Raw genomic sequence first — 20,122 nt, forward strand, 5'->3', positions numbered from 1 at the left:
ATATGGGCTTATGAACGACACCTCTTCTGACGACATCCTTCTGCTGAAACAGCGCCTGGCCGAACAGGAAGCGCTGAACCGTGCTCTGCTGGAAAAACTGGCCGATCGTGAACGCGAAATAGACCACCTGCAGGCGCAACTGGACAAGCAGCTCCGGATGAACTTCGGCAGTCGTTCCGAAAAGGTATCCCGCCGTATCGCACAGATGGAAGCTGACCTGAAGGCACTGCAGAAAGAAAGCGATACGCTGACCGGCCGGGTTGATGATCCGGCAGTGCAGCGCCCGCTGCGTCAGACCCGTACCCGTAAACCGTTCCCCGAATCACTCCCGCGTGATGAAAAGCGTATACTTCCGGCCGAATCCTGTTGCCCGGAGTGCGGTGGTTCGCTGAGTTACCTGGGTGAAGATGCCGCCGAACAGCTGGAACTGATGCGCAGCGCCTTCCGGGTTATCCGGACAGTACGTGAAAAACATGCCTGTAATCAGTGCGATGCCATCGTGCAGGCAGCCGCGCCTTCACGGCCCATAGAGCGGGGTATCGCCGGTCCGGGGCTGCTGGCCCGCGTGCTGACCTCAAAGTATGCAGAGCACACCCCGCTGTACCGCCAGACTGAAATATACGGCCGCCAGGGTGTGGAGCTGAGTCGCTCACTGCTGTCAGGCTGGGTGGATGCGTGTTGCCGCCTGCTGGCACCGCTGGATGAAGCCCTCCAGCACTATGTGCTGACCGACGGCAAACTTCATGCCGATGATACGCCTGTACCGGTCCTGCTACCGGGCAATAAGAAGACGAAGACCGGGCGGTTGTGGACGTACGTTCGTGATGACCGCAACGCCGGGTCAGAGCTGGCACCGGCGGTGTGGTTCGCCTACAGCCCGGACAGAAAAGGAATCCACCCGCAGAGCCATCTCGCCGGCTTCAGCGGCGTGCTGCAGGCGGATGCGTATGCCGGGTTCAACGAACTGTACCGCAATGGACAGATAACGGAAGCAGCCTGCTGGGCTCACGCCCGCCGCAAGATCCATGATGTGCACGTTCGCACGCCATCAGCGCTGACGGAGGAAGCCCTGAAACGTATAGGCGACCTGTATGCCATCGAGGCTGAAATACGGGGAATGCCGGCAGAGCAGCGCCTTGGCGAACGTCAGCAGAAAGCTAAACCGCGCCTGAAATCCCTGGAAAGCTGGCTGCGTGAAAAGATGAAAACGCTGTCGAGGCACTCAGAGCTGGCGAAGGCGTTCACGTATGCTCTGAACCAGTGGCCGGCACTGACGTACTATGCAGAAGACGGCTGGGCCGAAGCCGATAACAACATCGCTGAAAATGCACTGCGGATGGTCAGTCTGGGTCGCAAAAACTTCCTGTTCTTCGGCTCTGACCACGGTGGTGAGCGCGGAGCGCTACTGTACAGTCTGCTCGGTACATGCAAACTGAACGGGGTGGATCCAGAGAGCTATATCCGTCATGTGCTCAACGTCATAGCTGACTGGCCGGTCAACCGGGTCAGCGAGTTGCTACCGTGGCGCGTCACGCTGCCAGCGGAATAACCCTCTTCGTCAATACGGCTCCTGCTGTACGCTTACCACAGTGACCAGGGTAGCCACTATACAAGCAGGCAGTTCCGGCAGTTACTGTGGCGTTGCCGGATCAGGCAGAGTATGAGCCGACGTGGAAACTGTTGGGACACTCATTCTAATATACTTTCAAATACCGGATCGGACTGACCCGTGCTGGGATTGGCTCAAATGCCTTTGTGTTGACCTGTCGTCCGATTCTGGTATTTCCCGGGCATAACCGGGCCCAGAGTTTGTGACCTGATAGGAGCTTTGTGCTGCATCCCGAGTGTCCTGTCCTGCGATGGGGATGGTTGTGCTACCAGCATCTGGAGGCAAACCATGCAAAACGACCGCAAATCTTCTGTAATCGTGATTCTGGGTGTCGATACCCATCTTGATGTTCATGTCGGCGCTGTTATCAGTCAGGCAGGTAAGCTGCTCGGAACTCACATTATTCAAACAAATCAAGCGGGCTATCAGGAACTACTTGATTGGACACGTTCTTTCGGGATCCTCGAACGAGCAGGCATCGAAGGAACAGGAACATATGGTGCTGCATTAACACGCTATCTCATCAAGAATGGTATTTATGTTGTTGAAGTTAACCGGCCAGATCGCTCAAAACGCCGCCTTGAAGGGAAGTCAGATCCACTGGATGCAGAAAATGCAGCCCGGACAGTGCTTTCAGGGAGCAGCAAGGCCATACCAAAAATGCAGTCAGGTGCGTGTGAAGCTCTCCGGATTATTAGTGTTGCCCGACGTAGTGCAGTAAAAGCCCGTACGCAGGCGATTAATCAGCTTCGTGCACTGCTGGTTAGTGCCCCGCAGGATGTTCGCGACAAACTCTGGAAATCGAAACCACAAGAATGCGTAACCGCCTGCATTAACAGCGAAGTGTCAGAGCACTCGCCATTACGTATAGCCTTGTGCAGTACGCTTCGAAGCCTTGCGAAACGATGGATGGCCCTGACCGAAGAGCTGAATGAACTGGACGAATCACTGGATAAACTGACACGCAAGTATGCTAGTAACCTTCGTAGCCAGTTTGGCGTTGGGCCACAGACGGCTGCAACACTGCTAGCAGTTGCAGGTGATAACCCCGAGCGTTTAAAAAATGAAGCGGCCCTGGCATCGCTCTGTGGCGTAAATCCACTGCCCGCATCATCAGGAAAAACGGTAAGGCACAGATTAAACCGTGGTGGCTCACGTGAAGCAAACAATGCCCTGTGGACAATAGCCCTTGTGCGTATGCGTAGCGATCCGCGCACGAGAATCTATGTCGACAGACGAACTGGTGAAGGGCTATCGACTAAAGAGATCCTGAGATGCCTAAAACGCTACATCGTCCGTGAGCTCTATCCATTGATTTTATCGGACCTCGCATATGCCAATCGCCCGCTCTTGACATAGGAGCGTCAACAGCCCGATGGAACGCTTCTTCAGAAGTCTGAAAAACGAGTGGGTGCCAGTGACAGGTTATATAAACTTTAGCGAAGCTGCTCATGCGATCACAGACTATATCGTCCGATATTACAGCTCGCTAAGGCCGCATGACTATAACGGTGGGTTACCCCCAAACGAATCGGAAAACCGATACTGGAAAAACTCTAAAGCGGTTGACCTGCCCCCGAGATTAGGCAGTGTCCCTTAATTGCATAATTTTTTGTAAAACAGTCTAATGCAACCCAGTTTCACCATCGCCAGATAATTCCTCGCCGTTTTGTCGTAACGCGTGGCAATGCGACGGTATTCTTTCAGACAGCCAAAACACCGCTCAACAACGTTGCGATTACGATAAGCATCAAGCATCACGATCAAGCTGTGAACGACCATCTGCTGCCATTTTTTCATTAGATTTCCGCGGGATAACCACTTTTATCCCTTTTCGTTTCAGCTCATTGCGAAGCGCATGTCCTGAGTAGGCTTTGTCAGCCAGCACCGCATAACCACGACGTTTCATGCTGCCGTTCTGGCGCTGAACACCAATTCCGTCCAGAAGGCGTAATGCGAACTGGCTTTCGTGAGCCTGTCCGGGACTCAGCACGATATTTAACGGGAGACCGCCTGCATCCGTCGCCATATGGATTTTGGTGCCAAAACCACCGCGAGAGCGACCCAGCCCATGATCTCCGGCGATATCGGGATGTTTTTTTGCGCGCCGTCGGCGCACCTGAGTGCCCGGATATTGCTGCCATCCAGCGCAGTAGCTGACCAGTCAACGAGGCCGTGAGCATCAAGAGAAGAAAGCAACCTGTTGAAAATAATATTAATCACACCCGACTTAGACCACCGGTTAAAGCGGTTATATACGGTTTTCCATGGGCCGTATCGTTCAGGTAAATCACGCCATGGGGCACCAGAGCACAACACCCAGAACATGCCATTGATGATCATACGATGCTCCGCCCATGGGCGTCCGGCCCGTGGTGTTGCAGGTTGAGCGGGCAGTAAAGGCTGGATGATATCCCATGCTTCATCAGGAAGGTCGTAGCGGGCCATAGTTCAATATGTTGTAGAAACAGATGGTTACTATAGCTCAGACGATTAAGGGACACAGCCTAGCTACAACCTTCAGTTAGTAATGTCGGTTGGTTTTTTCTTCATATTTCCTGTTTCGCCAGTCCGTTGCGAATTCAGCTGGTGTCTGGTAATCCAGCGATGAATGGGGACGGCACTCGTTATAATCCTGCCGCCAGTCATTAATCGTTTTCCGGGCATGAAGAATATCGCTGAACCAGTGTTCATTCAGACACTCATCGCGAAAGCGTCCGTTAAAACTCTCAATAAATCCGTTCTGTGTTGGCTTACCTGGCAGGATAAGCCGTAGTTCCACACCATGCTCAAAGGCCCATTGATCGAGCGCGCGGCAGGTAAATTCCGGGCCCTGATCGGTTCTTATTGTCGTCGGATACCCCCGAAACAACGCGATGCTGTCCAGAATACGCGTGACCTGAACACCTGAAATACCGAAAGCAGCGGTGATCGTCAGACATTCCTTCGTGAAATCATCCACACAGGTCAGGCACTTGATCCTGCGACCGCTGGCCAGTGCGTCCATAACGAAATCCATCGACCATGTCAGGTTCGGTGCATCCGGGCGCAGAAGCGGAAACCGTTCGGTCGCCAGCCGTTTACGGCGTCGTCTGCGTTTTACGCTCAGTCCATTAAGGTGGTAAATACGGTATACCCGCTTGTGATTGACGTGAAGGCCCTCCCTACGCAGCAACTGCCAGATGCGCCTATAACCAAAACGTCTGCGTTCAAGCGCCAGCTCAGTAATACGCCCTGATAAATGTGCATCGGCAGCCGGACGCTGAGCTTCGTAGCGGCAGGTCGACAGGGACAAACCTGTAAGCCGGCAGGCACGACGTTGCGACAGACCGGTCGCATCACACATCAACACCACGGCTTCCCGCTTCTGGCCTGTCGTCAGTACTTTCGCCCCAGAGCCACCTGAAGCGCCTCCTTATCCAGAATGGCTTCGGCAAGTAGCTTCTTGAGTCTGGCGTTCTCTTCCTCAAGCGACTTCAGGCGCTTAACCTCGGGCACTTCCATACCGCCATACTTCTTACGCCAGGTGTAAAAGGTGGCGTCGGAAATGGCGTGCTTACGGCAGAGCTCACGGGCAGATACCCCGGCTTCAGCCTCGCGGAGAATACTGATGATCTGTTCGTCGGAAAAACGCTTCTTCATGGGGATGCCCTCATGTGGCTTATGAAGACATTACTAATATCGTGGTGTATTAATCAACGGGGAGCAGGTCAACGCTGCTTCAGCATTTAGGATATAAAGATATCCTGGACGAACACGGAAACTTCCTTCTGTACACAGAGTTGCGTGACCAGCTGCAGAGCGTGCTAGATGCAAACATGATGCTGGCGGATAAGCTCAACTATAATGGAACGCCGGTATTTATTGTCATGAACATTAAACACCCACAAAACAAGACGACTACGGTGATGCCTGGTGCGCCGGATTACTATCGTCTTCAGCAGGCTATTGACAAAGCTAAAGGTGTCTGACTGATTAACATGAACCGCATTTATATAAAAATATCACGGGGAAAATGACATGACAATTGATGTAAATATTCTGAGTATTAGCATCATTTGTGTGGTTATTCGGTTTGTGTATGTTGCTAGCTTCCGAGTGACAAGACATCAGTATGTCACGGGTAAAAATGCCACTGCCAAAAGCATCAAAAAACTAAGAGAACTGTCGGCTTTACATCATGTAATTAAGAGGTTGTTCCCTAAAGTAGACACGCACAAAGGGTTATTAAGAATAATCGTGCGCAATAGTGCGCATTCCTTACAGGAAATGGAAAGAGCTGCCCTCATGTTGAATGACGATGTTGATGGCGGTTCGGAACAACATAAAGATATTTTTGAATCTGCATCACTTGCATACTGCAATAGTTTCCAAGTCATATCAATGATTTCTCAAATAATTGTTGAATTAGAACCATTGCATAAAAATGGCGTATTTATTGAAGAAATGTATAGCTATTTAACTGAGAATGGTGTATTTGACCACGAAAATATGCTGAAAGCAGCCGAGAGATATGGATCAGAGACCGCCGTGATGGCGCTTACAGCGTTCCTGAGTCGCTCGGGGGAAGGTTTGACATTACTTCAGAAACGGGTGGAAGCAAAATCATTTGGACAACTGGTGGGAGGGAGTTTACCTCCTTAACGTGACGTAGGGTTGGGGCGTTTTTTTTACATGAACAGTAATGATATCGCGTAAGTTAACGTGATGCTGTTTATCCGTGGCCTGGGTGATGAGTGTCTCACGAGGCCCGAGCGGGCCTCGGTTCATATTAGGGGCAATAAACTGACAGAGTTACTTTTTCGGCAGTGGCCCGAGTTTAACGCCATCAGGATAATATTCCCAGCCGTCGCGGATTTTAACTTTTTCATCCCACGGCAACTTGTACTCGCCGTTGGCAAGATCGCGTACCCAGGTCAGATAGTTCTCGCGCTCGCCGCCGGGTTTACCGACGTATCCCCGGCAGCCGAGGTTAAAGATATTGTTTTCCAGCGCCCAGTTTTCCCGCGCCTTGTCGACCAGTCGAGGGAACAGTTCGGCGGTGACAATTTCCCATGGATTGCGGTGCCCCTGTTGAATAACATTGCCGTCATAGTTGCAGACGGTGCCTTCGCCAAAGTAGTAGAACACTTCATCGTAACCGGCGAGGTTAACGGACACGGTGTACATCAGGTTCTGCCAGGCGTTGGTACGGTTGGTCCAAATCCACTGGTCATTTACCTGGGTGGAGTAACCGGAAATACGGATGTAAACGTTACAGCCTTTGTAGGCGGCTTCGCGCGCCAGTTCAGGGAACATGCCGTCGTGGCAGATACAGACCGCAAGGCGTGAACCTTTGGGCCCGTCACAGACCGGCATGCCCATATTCCCCGGCATCCAGGGCTCAATCGGCACCCACGGCTGCAGTTTACGGTAGTGCAGGGCGATCTCGCCGCGATCGTTGATGATAATCGCGGTGTTATAGGGCGGTAAGGTGGGGTCTTCGTTGCGTTCCATCAGTGAGAACACGCCCCAGATACGGTTGCGAATGCATGCTTCTTTGAACTGCCCAATTTCCGGGCTGTCGAGAGTTAACAGCATCTCATCATATGTCCAGATTTTGGTATTCAGCCCCTGGGTTGAATATTCAGGGAAAACGATAACGTCCAGACCGGGATAGCCGGCTTTCGTGGAGTCAACGGCTTTACAGATCTTATCAACCTGAACCTGAATATCCTCCGGTCCTTTAATAACCGGGACAGGATACTGAATGGCGGCAATTAATAACGCTTCATCCCAGGAACTGACACTTCCGGTGCTACCCATAATAGACCTCTCATCGTGAATGAATTAAAAGTTTAAACGGCAAGATAAGATGCGATCTTTTCGCGATCGGCATGTTCACGTTGTTCCTGATGTACGATGTGTCCTTTTTCCATCACTACGATCCTGTCGGATACATCCAGAACAAAACTTAATACCTGTTCAGAGACCAAAATAGTCAGACCTTCCTGGTCACGAATGCGGCGAAGTATTTTCGCCATCTCTTTAATAATGGAGGGTTGTATTCCCTCCGTTGGTTCATCCAGCAACAGTAATTTGGGTTGCCCGGCCAGCGCGCGGGCCATAACCAGCTGCTGCTGCTGGCCGCCGGATAAATTTCCGGCCATGCGTTTACGTAAATCCCACAGCGCCGGAAAATAGTCATACAGATGGTCGGGTACGCGGGTGTCTCTGGCGGATTTCATGCCGGTTCTGATATTTTCCTCAACCGTCATGGTGGCAAAAACCATACGCCCCTGCGGAACAAAACCTAATCCGCGATGCACGCGCTCATGGCTGGCCAGCGAAATAATATCGCTGCCGTCAAATAACACTTTTCCCACACGGCTTTCGATCATGCCAATCAGTGACTTCATCAGCGTAGTCTTGCCCATGCCGTTGCGGCCCACCAGCGCCACAATCTCACCCGGTGCAATCGACAGATTCAGCCCCTGTATAATCTGGCTCTGGCCGTAGGAAACCGCGTAATCGGTAAGGTTCAGCATGCTTTTCTCCTCAGTGCCCCAGATAAACATCGATGACGCGCGGGTCATTTTTGACCTTGCTGATGCTGCCTTCCGATAGCACCTTGCCCTGATGCATTACCGTGACGTGGTCGGCGATATCTTCGACAAACTGCATATCGTGTTCGATTACCAGGACCGAGCGTCGAGCTGCAATTTTGCGCAGCAGAAGTGCCGTTTTTTCCCGCTCGTTCACCGACATACCGGCGACCGGTTCATCCAGCATCAGCAGGCTGGGGTTCTGGATCAGCAGCATGCCGATCTCCAGCCACTGTTTTTGCCCGTGGCTCAGCAGGTCGGCCTGCACGTCGAGGAAATCAGTCAGGAAGATTTCCTCAGCGACATGTCTGACGGCCTGAATAACCTCGTCGGTGCGGCGAAAGAACATCGCGCCAAATGCACTTCTCCCTTTCGGCCACGACAGTTCCAGATTTTCAAATACCGTCAGATTTTCATAAATCGACGGGTTCTGGAATTTCCGACCCACGCCGGTTTGCACAATTTTATTTTCTTTCATTCGGCTGATTTCTTTATCTTTAAATTTGATGCTGCCGCCGGTCAGCCGCGTCTTTCCGCAAATAAGATCCAGCACTGTGGTTTTCCCAGCTCCATTGGGGCCAATGATCACGTATATTTGCCCTTCATCGATGTACATGGAAAAATCATCTACTGCTTTAAATCCGTTAAATGACACCGTCAGCCCTTCTACGGCGAGGATAATTTCCCGGTTGGATTTTTTCATTTTGCTGCTCCCGAATTCGCCTTCGATTTATTCCAGCTTTTTCTTGCTGTTTTTCCCGGAATATATTTCGCCAGCCGCGGCTGAACATGCTGCTGATAAATCCCCGCCAGCCCTTTGGGGAACACCAGTACCACGCCGATAAACAACATTCCCATTGCGATGGTCCACAGTTCCGGGAAACTTTCTGATATACGGCTTTTGGCTGCATTGACGATTAAGGCCCCAAAAACGGCACCCAGCAGGGAACCCCGGCCACCGACCGCACAGAAAATCACCATTTCAATGGAGGCCACGGTGCCGATAAACCCCGGCGACATAAAGCCGACCTGCAGGGTGAACATGGCCCCCCCAATCGCGGAGAACAGCGCGCTGATGCAGAACACCATCGTCTTGATACTCGCCACGTCGTAACCGGAAAAACGTACCCGATCTTCTTTATCGCGGATGGCGACCATCAGCCGGCCAAACTTGCTGTTAACGATAAAATAGCCGGCCATCAGCACTAGCATCAGCAGCCCGGCGTTGACGAAATACAAGAGGTAGCGCGCGCTGTCGGTGCGAATGTCCCAGCCAAGCAGAGTGCGCAGATCGGTGATGCCGTTGATCCCGCCGGTGTAGCCCTGCTGACCTATAATCAGGATGGTCAGAATGGCTGAAATCGCCTGGGTGATGATGGCAAAGTACACGCCGCCGACACGCCGCCGAAACATGGCACTGCCGAGGATCCAGGCGAAAATCGTCGGGACGATGAGAATGGCCAGCAGCGTCAATCCGAATGAATGGAACGGGTACCAGAATGAAGGCAGGGCCGTCAGCTGGTTCCAGTCCATGAAGTCAGGGATCCCCGGTGTGGTTTGCATTCGGGTATCGGCCGGGGTCGATGCCTCCAGCTTCAGAAACATCGCCATGCAGTATCCGCCCAGGCCAAAAAATACGCCCTGTCCCAGGCTGAGAATGCCGCTGTAACCCCAGCACAGCACCAGCCCCACCGCTACGAAGGCATAAGTCAGATATTTCCCCATCAGATTCAGGCGAAAGATATCCAGCACCAGCGGCATGATCACCAGCAGCAGGAGCGCCAGCAGGGCAAGACCAACAAACGGATACGGTTTAAGTTGTTTCATTATTCGGCTCCTAACGACGCACGCGGCTGGCGAACAGGCCCTGCGGACGCAGCAGCAGGATCCCCAGAACGATCAGCAGTGTGATGACCTTCGCCATCGAACCGCTCAGGAAGAACTCCAGCGTGGACTGGGACTGGGAGATAGCAAAGGCTGAAGCCAGCGTACCGATCAGACTTTGTGCGCCACCAAACACCACCACCAGGAAGGTGTCGACGATGTACTGCTGACCGGCGGTCGGGCCTGTCGAACCGATCATAGTGAAGGCGCTTCCGGCAATACCGGCGATGCCACAGCCCAGTGCGAAGGTGCGGTTATCGACGCGGGCGGTGTTAATCCCAACCGCGCTGGCCATCGGTCGGTTAAGGACCACGGCCCGCACTTTTAATCCCCAGGCGGAACGGTACATTAGCCAGCCGACGAGGGCGGTAATCACGGCAGTCAGCAGCAGAACAAACACGCCGTTAATCGGAATATCGATGTTGTCGGCGAAACGGTAGGAACCCATCAGCCACTCCGGCAGGTCAACGCCAACTTCACGTGGGCCAAAAGCGGAACGGTAGCACTGCTGCATAATCAGGCTGAGGCCCCATGTGGCCAACAGCGTATCCAGCGGTCGCTTGTAGAGGTGGCGGATCAGCACCTTCTCCACCAGCGAGCCGAGCGCGGCGGTGCAGAGGAAGGCCAGCACGATCGCCACAAAAAAATAGAGTCCAAACAGTGAAGGCAGGTAACTGCTGAAAAATTTCCCGGTCAGCCAGGTGACATAGGCTCCGAGGATCATAAACTCACCGTGGGCCATGTTGATCACGCCCATCTGACCAAAAATAATCGCCAGCCCAAGCGACATCAGAACGAAAACGGCAAACAGGCTAAGACCCGCAAATCCCTGCATCACCATGATGGACGCGAGATCGGCAAAACTGTAATCACTGAACATGTCATACCCCCAGTGCGCTGGAACGTTCCCCCGCGGTCAGCGGGGGAGTGCGGTTAATCTTTCGGGAAAGGATTGGGTTCGATCAGTTCAGGCGTCTGATAAATCACGTCATACTGCCCGTCGGCTCTGGCATGACCAATGACCGTTTTAGACCAGAGATGATGGTTTTCGTGGATGCGGACGTAGCCTTCGGGTGAATCTTTCAGTTCAATACCCGGCGAGGCCTTGCGAACTTTATCGATATCAAAGGAGCCAGCTTTCTCTACTGCCGCCTTCCACAACCACGGGCCAAGGTACGCAGCCTGAGTCACATCGCCGATGACCATGTCATCGCCCCAGCGCTTTTTAAACGCGGCAACAAAAGCATGATTAGCGGGGTTGTCCATACTCTGGAAGTACTTCATGGAGGCGTAAGCGCCTGCAATATTTTCACCGCCAATGCCGCGAATTTCGTCTTCCGTCACCGAAATGGTTAACAGCAGCGGTTTCTCCTGTGACATATCGATGCCGGCGGCTTTCAGCTGTTTGTAAAACGCCACGTTAGAGCCGCCAACCACAATGGCGTAGATCACATCGGGTTTTTTCAGCTTGATTTTGTTGATCACCGAGTTGAACTGCGTGTTGCCCAGCGGATAGTAGTCTTCCCCGACCACCTTCAGACCCAACTTTTCAATATGATGACGGGCAATTTTGTTGGCGGTACGTGGCCAGATATAGTCAGAACCGAGAAGATAGAACGATTTGGCATGCTTGTTTTTGACCACCCAGTCGATGCCTGAAATGATCTGCTGCGTGGCTTCCTGGCCGGTGTAGATGACGTTTGGTGACTGCTCCAGCCCTTCATAGAAGGTGGGGTAGTAAAGCATGCCGTTGTACTGTTCCAGAACGGGCAGCATGGCTTTACGCGATGCGGATGTCCAGCCGCCGAAGATAGCAGCAACCTTGTCGCTGACCAGCAGCTTACGGGCTTTCTCCGCAAAGGTAGGCCAGTCGCTGGCGCCATCTTCCTGTACGTACTCAATCTTACGGCCCAGCACGCCGCCGCTGGCGTTGATCTGTTCAATCGCCAGTTTCTCTGCCTGGATCGAACCGGTTTCACTGATTGCCATGGTACCGGTTGAAGAATGCAGGATCCCCACTTTGACGCTGCTGTCGGTGACCGCCAGCCCGGTGCTGTTCACCGCTGCCGTATCCGGCGCGGCCATCGCGGCCTGAACGGCGAACATCAGACTGGCCACAGCCAGAAGTTTTACCCGTATCCCGCAGCGTTTCAGAAAGCGACTGTCGGGGTGTTTTTTATCTGGCGGCAGTGGAGAAAGTGCGTAGTCGTTCATGGTGGCCCTCATCATCGGTTGTGTGTAATCTCGTCAGCGAGTGCCATCATGCCGGACAGTGACGCATCCGCTCTATGCGTCAGGTGACGCAGTCATTACGTCATTTGACGTATTGGAATAACGGCCCGGGATCGCTATTTTCAGGGGCGCGCAGGTGAAAGATGTTAAGCAACAGGTGGAGTTAACTCCCCATTAAATCAGGCTTCGGGCAGGAAAAGGGGCGACGATGACCGTTCAGCAAAAAGCATTCAAGTCCCGGCGACAGTACAATCAGTGGGTGACCAACCAGACGCTGGAGGATTTCGCGCTGCGCTACACGCCGCTTTCGGCGAGGCGCTGGAGTGCAGGGCGGGTGGTGATGACCGCACTCAGTGCGATTACCTTTCTTGCGCTCGAGGCCATAGGAGGGGCGCTGACGCTGACCTATGGTTTCAGCTATGTGGCGCTTGCCGTGCTGCTGGTCAGTTTGATCATCTTTCTGCTGTCAATGCCGATAGCGGTCACGGCGGCCCGCAACGGGCTGGATATCGATCTGCTGACGCGCGGGGCGGGATTTGGCTATCTGGGTTCCACCGTCACCTCGCTGATTTATGCTTCTTTCACCTTTATTTTCTTTGCCCTCGAAGCGGCGATTATGGCGATGGCGCTGAATATGCTGTTTGGGCTACCGCTGCACTTTGGCTATCTGATAGGGTCGGTAGTGGTGATACCGCTGGTCACCTGGGGATTTACATTTATATCTCGTTTTCAGCAGTTTACGCACGTTTTCTGGCTGCTGCTGCAGCTGCTGCCGTTTGTGATCATCCTGTTGCGTGATAGCGGAGCGGTTAGCCGCTGGACCCACTATCAGGGTTTTATGTCGGCGAACGGGTCTTTCGATTTGCTCCAGCTTGGCGCCATTTGTTCCGTTTTGCTGTCACTGGTCAGCCAGGTCGGCGAGCAGGTCGACCAGGTGCGGTTTCTGCCTGCGGCACAGCCTGGCAAAAGCTGGAAATGGTGGTGCGGCGTAATAGCCGCAGGGCCCGGCTGGATCGTGATTGGCGCCGTGAAAATTATGCTGGGCTCCTTCCTCGCCGTGCTGGCCTACGAGAACGGATTTGGCACCGAGCTGGCCGTGGAACCCACGCATATGTATATGGTGGCCTTCAGCTACGTCACCAGTTCATCTTCAACGATGCTGGCACTGACCGGGATCTTTGTGGTGCTCTCCCAGCTGAAAATTAACGTCACCAATGCGTATGCCGGTTCCATCGCCTGGTCAAACTTCTTTCTGCGCCTGACCCATCGGCATCCGGGACGGGTGGTGTGGCTCTTTTTCAACGTGGGTATCGCCCTGCTGCTGATGGAACTGGGCGTTTACCGGGTTTTTGAGGATATCCTGGGTATTTATGCCGTTGCGGCCACCGCCTGGCTTGGCAGCGTGGTGGCGGATCTGACGCTGAATAAATGGCTGGGGCTACGGCCACGCGAGATCGAGTTTCGCCGCGCCTACCTGTATGACATCAATCCGGTTGGCATCGGGTCAATGTGTCTGGCGATGCTCTGCGGGTTATCGGCACTGATGGGCTGGTTCGGCCCGATAGCCCATGCTTATGCCTCGCTGCTGTCGCTGCTGGTGACGTTTGTCGCTGCGCCGCTGATCGCCTGGTCGACCGGGGGCCATTACTATCTGGCTCGCTCCCCCGTGAAGGCAATTGTTGATGAGTGCTGCATTTGCGGCAACCATTTCGAGAAACCGGAAATGAGCTATTGTCCTTTCTATCAGGGCAGCATCTGTTCGCTGTGCTGTTCACTGGATGTGCAGTGTAACGATGCCTGTAAACCTCAGGCGCGCTATGGCGAGCAGCTGTTTAATTTTCTGAGTTATTTCCTGCGAGGAAAAATGCTACGGGCGATCGATCCCAGAGTCTGGAGCTTCCTCAGCATTTTACTGCTGTTCAGTTCGGTCATCGGTATTCTGCTGATGTTGGTTTTTGTGCAGATGCGCACCGCGTTTTCCGGCGAAGCGGAACTGCTGGCCGCCGCGCTGTGGAAGGTCTTCTTCATTCTGCTGATTGTCACCGGGATCACCACCTGGCTGTTTGTGTTGACCAATAAAAGTCGCCAGATTGCACAGGAAGAACTGCGGCTGCAAAGCGACCGGTTACTGAAGGAGATCATTGCTCACGAGGCGACCGACGGGCAGCTGAAGCAGGCCAAAGAGGCTGCAGATGAGGCCAATCTGGCGAAAAGTCGCTATCTGACCGGCATTACCCACGAGCTGCGTACGCCGCTGAATGCCATGCTCGGCTATGCGCAACTGCTGGAAAAAGCCGATGATATCCCCCCGGCGCGAAAGCGCGGCATTGGTATTATTCGCCGCAGCGGAGAACACCTGGCCAACCTGATTGAAGGCCTGCTCGATATCTCAAAAATCGAAGCCGGTAAGCTGGAAATTCATCGCGAAGGAGTACGCATTGGCGAGTTGGTGCAGCAGTTGGTCGCGATGTTCGATCAGCAGGCCAGTGATAAGGGGCTGACCTTTAACTACAACCCCCCACACTGGGTACCAGACGTGGTAATGACTGATGAAAAGCGCCTGCGCCAGATCCTGATTAACCTGATGTCCAATGCGATAAAATTCACCGATCGTGGCGATGTGACGCTGGACTTCCAGTATCGTAGCGAAGTGGCTTTTTTCTCGATTCACGACACGGGGATCGGTATTGATGAAGCCAATCTTGAACGCATTTTCAAACCCTTTGAACGGGTATCCGAAGACAGCGGCCGGGTGGGAACCGGGCTGGGCCTGACTATCACCCGCCTGCTGACCTATATCATGGGCGGCGATCTGCAGGTCGAAAGTGTGCGTGGTGCCGGAACCACCTTTAAGCTCAGCCTGATGCTGCCCAGCCACAGTGGGGTGAGCTATGTACCAGCGGAGGCGGCACCGGTGGCCGGTTACAGCGGCCCGCGACGGCGAGTGATGGTGGTTGACGATGACGAATCACACCGTCTGTTAATGAACGATCTGCTGACCCCGCTGGGTTTTATTGTACACACCGCCAGCAGTGCGGCGGCGGCCATGCAGCTTAGTGTGGAGACGGTGCCGGATATCTGGCTGCTGGATGTGGCAATGCCGGGAATGTCAGGCTGGCAGCTGCTGAACAGGTTGCGTACCCGGGGAGACTTGCAGCCGGTGATAATGGTTTCGGCAGAGGCCGATGAGGGTAAGTGGCGGAACATTAAAAACCGCGGTGAAGTTCGCTATCTGGTCAAACCGGTGCAGATGCTCCTGCTGCTGGAAAATATGGGTGAAATGCTGAACCTCGAATGGATCCGCGAGGGCACCACCGTGGCCCGCGTGGCGGGCACGGCGGCAAAAGCTACGCTGTCTGCGCAGCACCGCCGCGAGCTGATTGAGGCGGCCAGCCTGGGCTACGTCAGGGGCTTTCGGGAACTGTTGAGCCGTATGCGCGACGAAGGGCAGATCGGTCTGGCCGAGGCTGAGCAGTTAGAAGAGCTGGCAGGGCGTTTTCGCTTTGATGAAATAGTCAGTAACCTGAACAGATCCGCAGGAGATCGAGATGACAGCCTCTAAACCCACCGTGCTGATTGTTGATGACGATATCAATACGGTCAGCATGCTGAATGATAATCTGGACGAGGCGGGTTTTACCGTTCTGGTGGCGCTGGAAGGGAATCAGGCGCTGTCGGTCACGCGGCAGATCACGCCGGATATTATCCTGATGGATGCCGTTATGCCGCACCTTGACGGCTATCAGACCAGCCGCTGCCTGCGGGAAAGTCCGGGGCTGCGCTATACGCCGATTATCTTTATGACCGGTCTGAGCGAAACAGAAAACATTGTGAACGCGTTTGATGCGGGCGTCGTGGATTATGTGGTGAAACCTATCCGCATTGAAGAGTTGTTGGTGCGAATGCGCACCCATTTGCGAAATTCCAGACTGACCGCCAGCGCGTGGAATGCGATGGATTTTGTGGGCCAGTCTTTGTGCGTTTTTAGCGCTGAAGGCAAGCTGCTGTGGGCAACGCCGAATGCCTGGCAACTGATTAAAACCTGCTGTGATGCGGATTTCCAGCCGAGCCGGGCGGTGGTGCAGCGTTTGCTCAGCTGGTTGAGCAACGCGCAGGCCGTGATGCATCCCCTCGACCTTTCACTGTTGTCGCTGCCCGTCAGGGTATTCTGGTCGCGCCAGACGGCAGATAATGAGTATCTGCTGCGCCTTGAAGAGGTGGTTGAGCAAACGGACGGGCAGGAAACGGACGCTCTGCGCAGCAGGCTGAAGCTGACGCAGCGAGAGGCTGAAGTGCTGCTGTGGATTGCGCGCGGTAAAAGCAATAAAGAGATCGGTGAAATCCTGGAGCTCAGTCCGCGTACCGTCAACAAGCATCTGGAACTGGTGTATCGAAAACTCTGCGTGGATAACCGCACAGCCGCCGCTGCACTGGCACTGAAGCAAGTCCGGTGACGGGCCTGTACAAGTCCATTGGACCCAGTACACGATTCTGTGTAAATGCCTTTTCTCAGAAGTGACCGTCCAGGCGATCACCGAACTCGATAATAAAGCGGCTCATCGCCATACGGCAGTCCCTCAGCGGCATCGTCTATTTTTGTGACGCTGCCTGGATTGCCCCTTCTTCACTGCGTCATCCGTCGGGGCCTGATAGATGGCTTTCAGGTCGTGGGTGACGGCTTTGTAGTCCTTCTAGGAGACGAACCGCAGACTGTTGCGCACCATATGCACGATGCACAGCTGGATGCGGGCTTCCGGATACACTGTGTTGATCGCGTCCGGGAAGCCCTTCAGACCGCCGACACAGGCGATGAGGATGTCGTTCAGGCCGCGGTTTTTTAGTTCTGTCAGCACATTTAGCCAGAAATTCGCGCCCGCGTTTTCGGCCAGCCAGATACCCAGCAGCTCTTATTGGCCTTCGATATTGATACCCAGCGGCAGGATCACGAATTTATTGATAACGCGACTGTTCTGCTGGACTTTCAGGCCGATACAGTCAAAATAAACAATGGGATAGACTGCATCCAGTAGACGATTCTGCCATTCGCTAACCTGCCCCATCACGGCGTCGGTGACCTTCGAGACCAGCGCCGGTGAGACATCAGCGTCATACAGTTCTTTGAACGCCGCCGCTATCTCACGGGTAGTCATCCCTTTTGCGTACAACGATAAAATCTGGTTATTCATCCCGGTGAACCGGGTCTGGTTTTTCTTCACCAGTTGCGGTTCGAAAGAGCCATCACGATCACGTGGCGTACGGAACTCCAGCGGGCCATCGCCAGTGATGACGGTCTTTTTGGTATAGCCGTTGCGGGCGTTGGTCGCCGGTTTGGGCTGATTTTTATCGTAGCCGAGGTGATGGGTCAATTCGGCGTTGAGCACTGCTTCGACACTAATTTTTTTCAGCAGGCGATCGAACTGGTTGAGATCGTCAGGGGTTTTGATATTTTTGGCCAGTTCGTTAGCCAGAGCCTGCAACTGTTTTACGTCCATAAATTAACCTGCTTTTGATGTTGGATTGAACATATCAAAATCAGGCAATTACACAAATCTATGTACAGGCTCTAGACGTTTTTATACTTCACTTTGAGGACGTAACGCCACAGCAAAATCAGGACTGTGTCTTTTTTTTATTTCAATCCGTATCTTTACATGCTCGAATAATTGTCATGCGTGAAACTCAAGAAAGCCTTCCTGTTTCATTCATTGACTTTCCGTTTCGGAAAGGATTAGTTGTCTATTTTTTACTTGTTGAGTTTGTTTTTAATGTGATGTTTTTTGATATACATAAATATTGTTTCTTTTTTTGTGGATGGTTACCATGACTTTTGTATTGAAAATAATAAGTCAGGTGTCAGATTGTTTGGTTCTTTCTTTTAGGTTTTTCATTTAAAATGGAAGTAGGGTTTTATTTTCAACTCAAAATCCTAAATAACTGTTCGGAATAGTAGATCACTTTGAGGGAACTCAGCCCGAATTGCGCGATCTGATCAATCGCTGAATATCCCAAATCACCAACCGGACTGAGCGATGCCGATCATAGCACCAATTCCCCGTGACGAACGACGCCTGATGCAGAAAGCTATCCATAAAACGCGTGATAAAAATTATGCCCGCAGACTGACCACCATGCTGATGTTGCACCGGGGCGAGCGCGTCAGTCATGTGGCCAGAACACTCTGCTGTGCCCGCTCATCGATTGGTCGCTGGATTAACTGGTTCACTCTGTCTGGTGCTGAAGGCCTGAAGTCATTACCGTCAGGACGTGGCAGGCGCTGGCCGTTCGAACATATTTGCGCATTGCTGCGTGAGCTTGTGAAGCATTCTCCCGGCGATTTCGGTTATCAGCGTTCCCGCTGGATAGACTGGCCCCATGAATCTCCAGACAGTTGGTATCACTTAAGTTAGTGATAGTCTTAATACTAGTTTTTAGACTAGTCGTTGGAGTCCGGATGATTGATGTTTTAGGTCCAGAGAAGCGCAGACGGCGCAGTGTTCAGGAAAAAATCGCCATTGTTCAGCAGAGCTTTGAGCCCGGAATGACCGTGTCGCTGGTCGCCCGTCAGCATGGTGTTGCTGCCAGTCAGCTGTTCCTGTGGCGTAAGCAGTATCAGGAAGGTAGCCTCACAGCCGTTGCCGCAGGAGAACAGGTTGTGCCCGCGTCGGAACTGGCCTCTGCGATGAAGCAAATTAAAGAGCTGCAGCGCCTGCTGGGCAAGAAAACCATGGAAAACGAGCTGCTGAAAGAAGCTGTTGAATATGGCCGTCAAAAAAAGTGGATAGCGCACGTGCCCTTGTTACCGGAGGATGGAGAATAAGCCTTGTCAGTCGTTGCCTCCGGGTCTCACGTGCGCAACTTCATGCCATGGCCCGTCGGCCGAAGGACTGGCAGGATCGTCGGTGCAAGCGCAAGCCTGATGATACTGAAGCGCTGGCCCGTATCCATACCGTTATCGGCGATCTGCCCACCTATGGTTATCGTCGGGTATGGGCACTGCTGCGCAGACAATCAGAAACTGCCGACATGTCGGTGGTCAATGCCAAACGCGTATACCGCATCATGCGTCAGAATGCGCTGCTGCTTGAGCGTAAACCGGCAATACCGCCATCGAAGCGGGTGCATACAGGGAAAGTGGCCGTTAGAGAAAGTAACCAGCGGTGGTGCTCTGACGGCTTCGAGTTCAGCTGTGATAACGGTGAAAAACTGCGGGTCACGTTCGCGCTGGACTGTTGCGATCGTGAGGCACTGCACTGGGCGGCCAGTACCGGTGGATATGACAGTGAAACCGTGCAGGACGTCATGCTGGGTGCGGTGGAGCGTCGCTTCGGTAATAGCCTGCCGGCATCCCCCGTTGAGTGGCTGACAGACAACGGTTCAGCGTACCGTTCCCATCAGACGCGTCAGTTCGCCAGAATGGTAGGACTGGAGCCTAAACATACGGCGGTACGTAGCCCGGAAAGCAACGGGATGGCGGAGAGCTTCGTGAAAACGATGAAGCGCGATTACATCAGCATCATGCCGAAGCCTGACAGGTTAACAGCGGTAAAGAACCTTGCGGAGGCCTTCGAACATTACAATGAATGGCATCCGCATAGTGCACTTGGATATCGTTCACCACGGGAATATCTGCGGCGGCGAACCAGTTATGGGTTAAGTGATAAAAAGTGTATGGAAATATAGGGGCCAATCCAGCCTTACAGGCACTGCTGGGCTCACGTGACGCATGATTGTCACGCAGAGATACCAGTATTCTACACGACCGTTGACATTCAGCGGTCTACTCCATCTCTGCCGCCAGGCCAACTCTAGGGCA

Annotated in this window: 14 protein-coding genes and 6 pseudogenes; 10 read left to right on the forward strand and 10 right to left on the reverse strand. The window is 53.3% G+C overall.

The window, feature by feature from the left end; translation table 11 throughout:
* The first annotated feature begins 10 nt into the window (after nucleotides 1-10).
* The 4 genes and pseudogenes from ABLU96_RS22410 to ABLU96_RS22425 form a co-directional block, all read left to right on the forward strand.
* Nucleotides 11-1,549 carry an IS66 family transposase gene (locus ABLU96_RS22410; RefSeq protein ID WP_064362539.1) on the forward strand — a complete coding sequence of 513 codons (1,539 nt, stop codon included), beginning with the start codon at nucleotides 11-13 and terminating at the stop codon, nucleotides 1,547-1,549.
* A 33-nt stretch (nucleotides 1,550-1,582) separates the two neighbouring features.
* Nucleotides 1,583-1,687 (forward strand): annotated as a pseudogene (locus tag ABLU96_RS22415) (DDE-type integrase/transposase/recombinase); the annotation flags it as partial.
* 210 nt (nucleotides 1,688-1,897) lie between these two features.
* Nucleotides 1,898-2,968, forward strand: coding sequence for an IS110 family transposase (locus tag ABLU96_RS22420; RefSeq protein WP_064362542.1), 1,071 nt, complete (start codon nucleotides 1,898-1,900; stop codon nucleotides 2,966-2,968).
* 7 nt (nucleotides 2,969-2,975) lie between these two features.
* Nucleotides 2,976-3,209: pseudogene (locus ABLU96_RS22425) on the forward strand (integrase core domain-containing protein); the annotation flags it as partial.
* Here ABLU96_RS22425 and ABLU96_RS22430 read toward each other — a convergent pair.
* The 3 genes and pseudogenes from ABLU96_RS22430 to ABLU96_RS22440 all read right to left on the reverse strand — a co-directional run bounded on the left by ABLU96_RS22430 (nucleotide 3,206) and on the right by ABLU96_RS22440 (nucleotide 5,251).
* A pseudogene (locus ABLU96_RS22430) lies at nucleotides 3,206-3,638 on the reverse strand (transposase). The pseudogenes ABLU96_RS22425 and ABLU96_RS22430 overlap by 4 nt on opposite strands.
* Nucleotides 3,608-4,057 carry an IS5 family transposase gene (locus ABLU96_RS22435; protein WP_048268166.1) on the reverse strand — a complete coding sequence of 150 codons (450 nt, stop codon included), beginning with the start codon at nucleotides 4,055-4,057 and terminating at the stop codon, nucleotides 3,608-3,610. Before ABLU96_RS22435 ends, ABLU96_RS22430 begins: the two are co-directional and overlap by 31 nt.
* A 72-nt stretch (nucleotides 4,058-4,129) precedes the next feature.
* Nucleotides 4,130-5,251 (reverse strand): annotated as a pseudogene (locus ABLU96_RS22440) (IS3 family transposase).
* Between the two features lie 176 nt (nucleotides 5,252-5,427).
* Between ABLU96_RS22440 and ABLU96_RS22445 the strand changes: the two are divergent.
* Both ABLU96_RS22445 and ABLU96_RS22450 read left to right on the forward strand, forming a co-directional pair.
* Nucleotides 5,428-5,580 carry a hypothetical protein gene (locus ABLU96_RS22445; protein ID WP_227525386.1) on the forward strand — a complete coding sequence of 51 codons (153 nt, stop codon included), beginning with the start codon at nucleotides 5,428-5,430 and terminating at the stop codon, nucleotides 5,578-5,580.
* Nucleotides 5,581-5,629: 49 nt separating this feature from the next.
* Nucleotides 5,630-6,253 carry a hypothetical protein gene (locus ABLU96_RS22450; protein ID WP_048268169.1) on the forward strand — a complete coding sequence of 208 codons (624 nt, stop codon included), beginning with the start codon at nucleotides 5,630-5,632 and terminating at the stop codon, nucleotides 6,251-6,253.
* A gap of 150 nt (nucleotides 6,254-6,403) precedes the next feature.
* On the opposite strand, the gene ABLU96_RS22455 is transcribed toward ABLU96_RS22450, so the two are convergent.
* From ABLU96_RS22455 to urtA, 6 genes are read right to left on the reverse strand one after another with little or no spacing between them, the layout of a single operon-like run.
* Nucleotides 6,404-7,414, reverse strand: a complete 1,011-nt coding sequence (locus ABLU96_RS22455; protein WP_048268170.1) for a formamidase — start codon at nucleotides 7,412-7,414, stop codon at nucleotides 6,404-6,406.
* Between the two features lie 32 nt (nucleotides 7,415-7,446).
* Nucleotides 7,447-8,136 (reverse strand): urea ABC transporter ATP-binding subunit UrtE, encoded by a 690-nt coding sequence (gene urtE / locus ABLU96_RS22460; RefSeq protein ID WP_048268171.1) that lies wholly within the window; start codon nucleotides 8,134-8,136, stop codon nucleotides 7,447-7,449.
* Nucleotides 8,137-8,146: 10 nt separating this feature from the next.
* The gene (gene urtD / locus ABLU96_RS22465) at nucleotides 8,147-8,896 is read right to left on the reverse strand and encodes an urea ABC transporter ATP-binding protein UrtD (protein WP_048268172.1); all 750 of its coding nucleotides are present in this window, start codon (nucleotides 8,894-8,896) and stop codon (nucleotides 8,147-8,149) included.
* Nucleotides 8,893-10,020 (reverse strand): urea ABC transporter permease subunit UrtC, encoded by a 1,128-nt coding sequence (gene urtC, locus ABLU96_RS22470; RefSeq protein WP_048268173.1) that lies wholly within the window; start codon nucleotides 10,018-10,020, stop codon nucleotides 8,893-8,895. Before urtC ends, urtD begins: the two co-directional genes overlap by 4 nt.
* 10 nt (nucleotides 10,021-10,030) lie before the next feature.
* The gene (urtB, locus tag ABLU96_RS22475; RefSeq protein ID WP_048268174.1) at nucleotides 10,031-10,957 is read right to left on the reverse strand and encodes an urea ABC transporter permease subunit UrtB; all 927 of its coding nucleotides are present in this window, start codon (nucleotides 10,955-10,957) and stop codon (nucleotides 10,031-10,033) included.
* 53 nt (nucleotides 10,958-11,010) lie between these two features.
* Nucleotides 11,011-12,291, reverse strand: a complete 1,281-nt coding sequence (urtA, locus tag ABLU96_RS22480; protein ID WP_048268175.1) for an urea ABC transporter substrate-binding protein — start codon at nucleotides 12,289-12,291, stop codon at nucleotides 11,011-11,013.
* Nucleotides 12,292-12,517: 226 nt separating this feature from the next.
* On the opposite strand from urtA, the gene ABLU96_RS22485 reads away from it, so the two are divergent.
* Both ABLU96_RS22485 and ABLU96_RS22490 read left to right on the forward strand, forming a co-directional pair.
* Nucleotides 12,518-15,871 (forward strand): ATP-binding protein, encoded by a 3,354-nt coding sequence (locus tag ABLU96_RS22485; RefSeq protein ID WP_048268176.1) that lies wholly within the window; start codon nucleotides 12,518-12,520, stop codon nucleotides 15,869-15,871.
* Complete coding sequence (locus tag ABLU96_RS22490; protein ID WP_048268177.1) at nucleotides 15,858-16,763, forward strand: DNA-binding response regulator; 906 nt, start codon at nucleotides 15,858-15,860, stop codon at nucleotides 16,761-16,763. Before ABLU96_RS22485 ends, ABLU96_RS22490 begins: the two co-directional genes overlap by 14 nt.
* A gap of 55 nt (nucleotides 16,764-16,818) precedes the next feature.
* Here the strand turns inward: ABLU96_RS22490 and ABLU96_RS22495 are convergent.
* Nucleotides 16,819-17,801 (reverse strand): annotated as a pseudogene (locus ABLU96_RS22495) (IS256 family transposase).
* A 537-nt stretch (nucleotides 17,802-18,338) separates the two neighbouring features.
* On the opposite strand from ABLU96_RS22495, the pseudogene ABLU96_RS22500 reads away from it, so the two are divergent.
* Together ABLU96_RS22500 and ABLU96_RS22505 are read left to right on the forward strand one after the other, a co-directional pair.
* Nucleotides 18,339-18,668 (forward strand): annotated as a pseudogene (locus ABLU96_RS22500) (helix-turn-helix domain-containing protein); the annotation flags it as partial.
* 92 nt (nucleotides 18,669-18,760) lie between these two features.
* Nucleotides 18,761-19,989, forward strand: a protein-coding gene (locus ABLU96_RS22505; protein ID WP_164881490.1) for an IS3 family transposase whose coding sequence is annotated in 2 segments (ribosomal slippage) — nucleotides 18,761-19,076 and nucleotides 19,076-19,989 — 1,230 coding nt in all. Because the reading frame shifts where the segments join, the coding sequence is not laid out codon by codon here.
* Nucleotides 19,990-20,122: the final 133 nt, after the last annotated feature.

It is taken from the genome of Klebsiella sp. CN_Kp106 (assembly GCF_040064575.1).
Classification (GTDB): Bacteria; Pseudomonadota; Gammaproteobacteria; order Enterobacterales; family Enterobacteriaceae; genus Klebsiella; species Klebsiella michiganensis.

What these genes read in the sequence shown, in the direction of transcription:
- urtE (WP_048268171.1), bottom strand. Translation starts at nt 8,136, where the DNA reads ATGCTGAACCTTACCGATTACGCGGTTTCCTACGGCCAGAGCCAGATT.
- ABLU96_RS22490 (WP_048268177.1), top strand. Translation starts at nt 15,858, where the DNA reads ATGACAGCCTCTAAACCCACCGTGCTGATTGTTGATGACGATATCAAT.
- ABLU96_RS22450 (WP_048268169.1), top strand. Translation starts at nt 5,630, where the DNA reads ATGACAATTGATGTAAATATTCTGAGTATTAGCATCATTTGTGTGGTT.
- urtA (WP_048268175.1), bottom strand. Translation starts at nt 12,291, where the DNA reads ATGAACGACTACGCACTTTCTCCACTGCCGCCAGATAAAAAACACCCC.
- ABLU96_RS22420 (WP_064362542.1), top strand. Translation starts at nt 1,898, where the DNA reads ATGCAAAACGACCGCAAATCTTCTGTAATCGTGATTCTGGGTGTCGAT.
- ABLU96_RS22455 (WP_048268170.1), bottom strand. Translation starts at nt 7,414, where the DNA reads ATGGGTAGCACCGGAAGTGTCAGTTCCTGGGATGAAGCGTTATTAATT.
- ABLU96_RS22435 (WP_048268166.1), bottom strand. Translation starts at nt 4,057, where the DNA reads ATGGCCCGCTACGACCTTCCTGATGAAGCATGGGATATCATCCAGCCT.
- urtC (WP_048268173.1), bottom strand. Translation starts at nt 10,020, where the DNA reads ATGAAACAACTTAAACCGTATCCGTTTGTTGGTCTTGCCCTGCTGGCG.
- ABLU96_RS22445 (WP_227525386.1), top strand. Translation starts at nt 5,428, where the DNA reads ATGATGCTGGCGGATAAGCTCAACTATAATGGAACGCCGGTATTTATT.
- urtD (WP_048268172.1), bottom strand. Translation starts at nt 8,896, where the DNA reads ATGAAAAAATCCAACCGGGAAATTATCCTCGCCGTAGAAGGGCTGACG.
- ABLU96_RS22485 (WP_048268176.1), top strand. Translation starts at nt 12,518, where the DNA reads ATGACCGTTCAGCAAAAAGCATTCAAGTCCCGGCGACAGTACAATCAG.
- ABLU96_RS22410 (WP_064362539.1), top strand. Translation starts at nt 11, where the DNA reads ATGAACGACACCTCTTCTGACGACATCCTTCTGCTGAAACAGCGCCTG.
- urtB (WP_048268174.1), bottom strand. Translation starts at nt 10,957, where the DNA reads ATGTTCAGTGATTACAGTTTTGCCGATCTCGCGTCCATCATGGTGATG.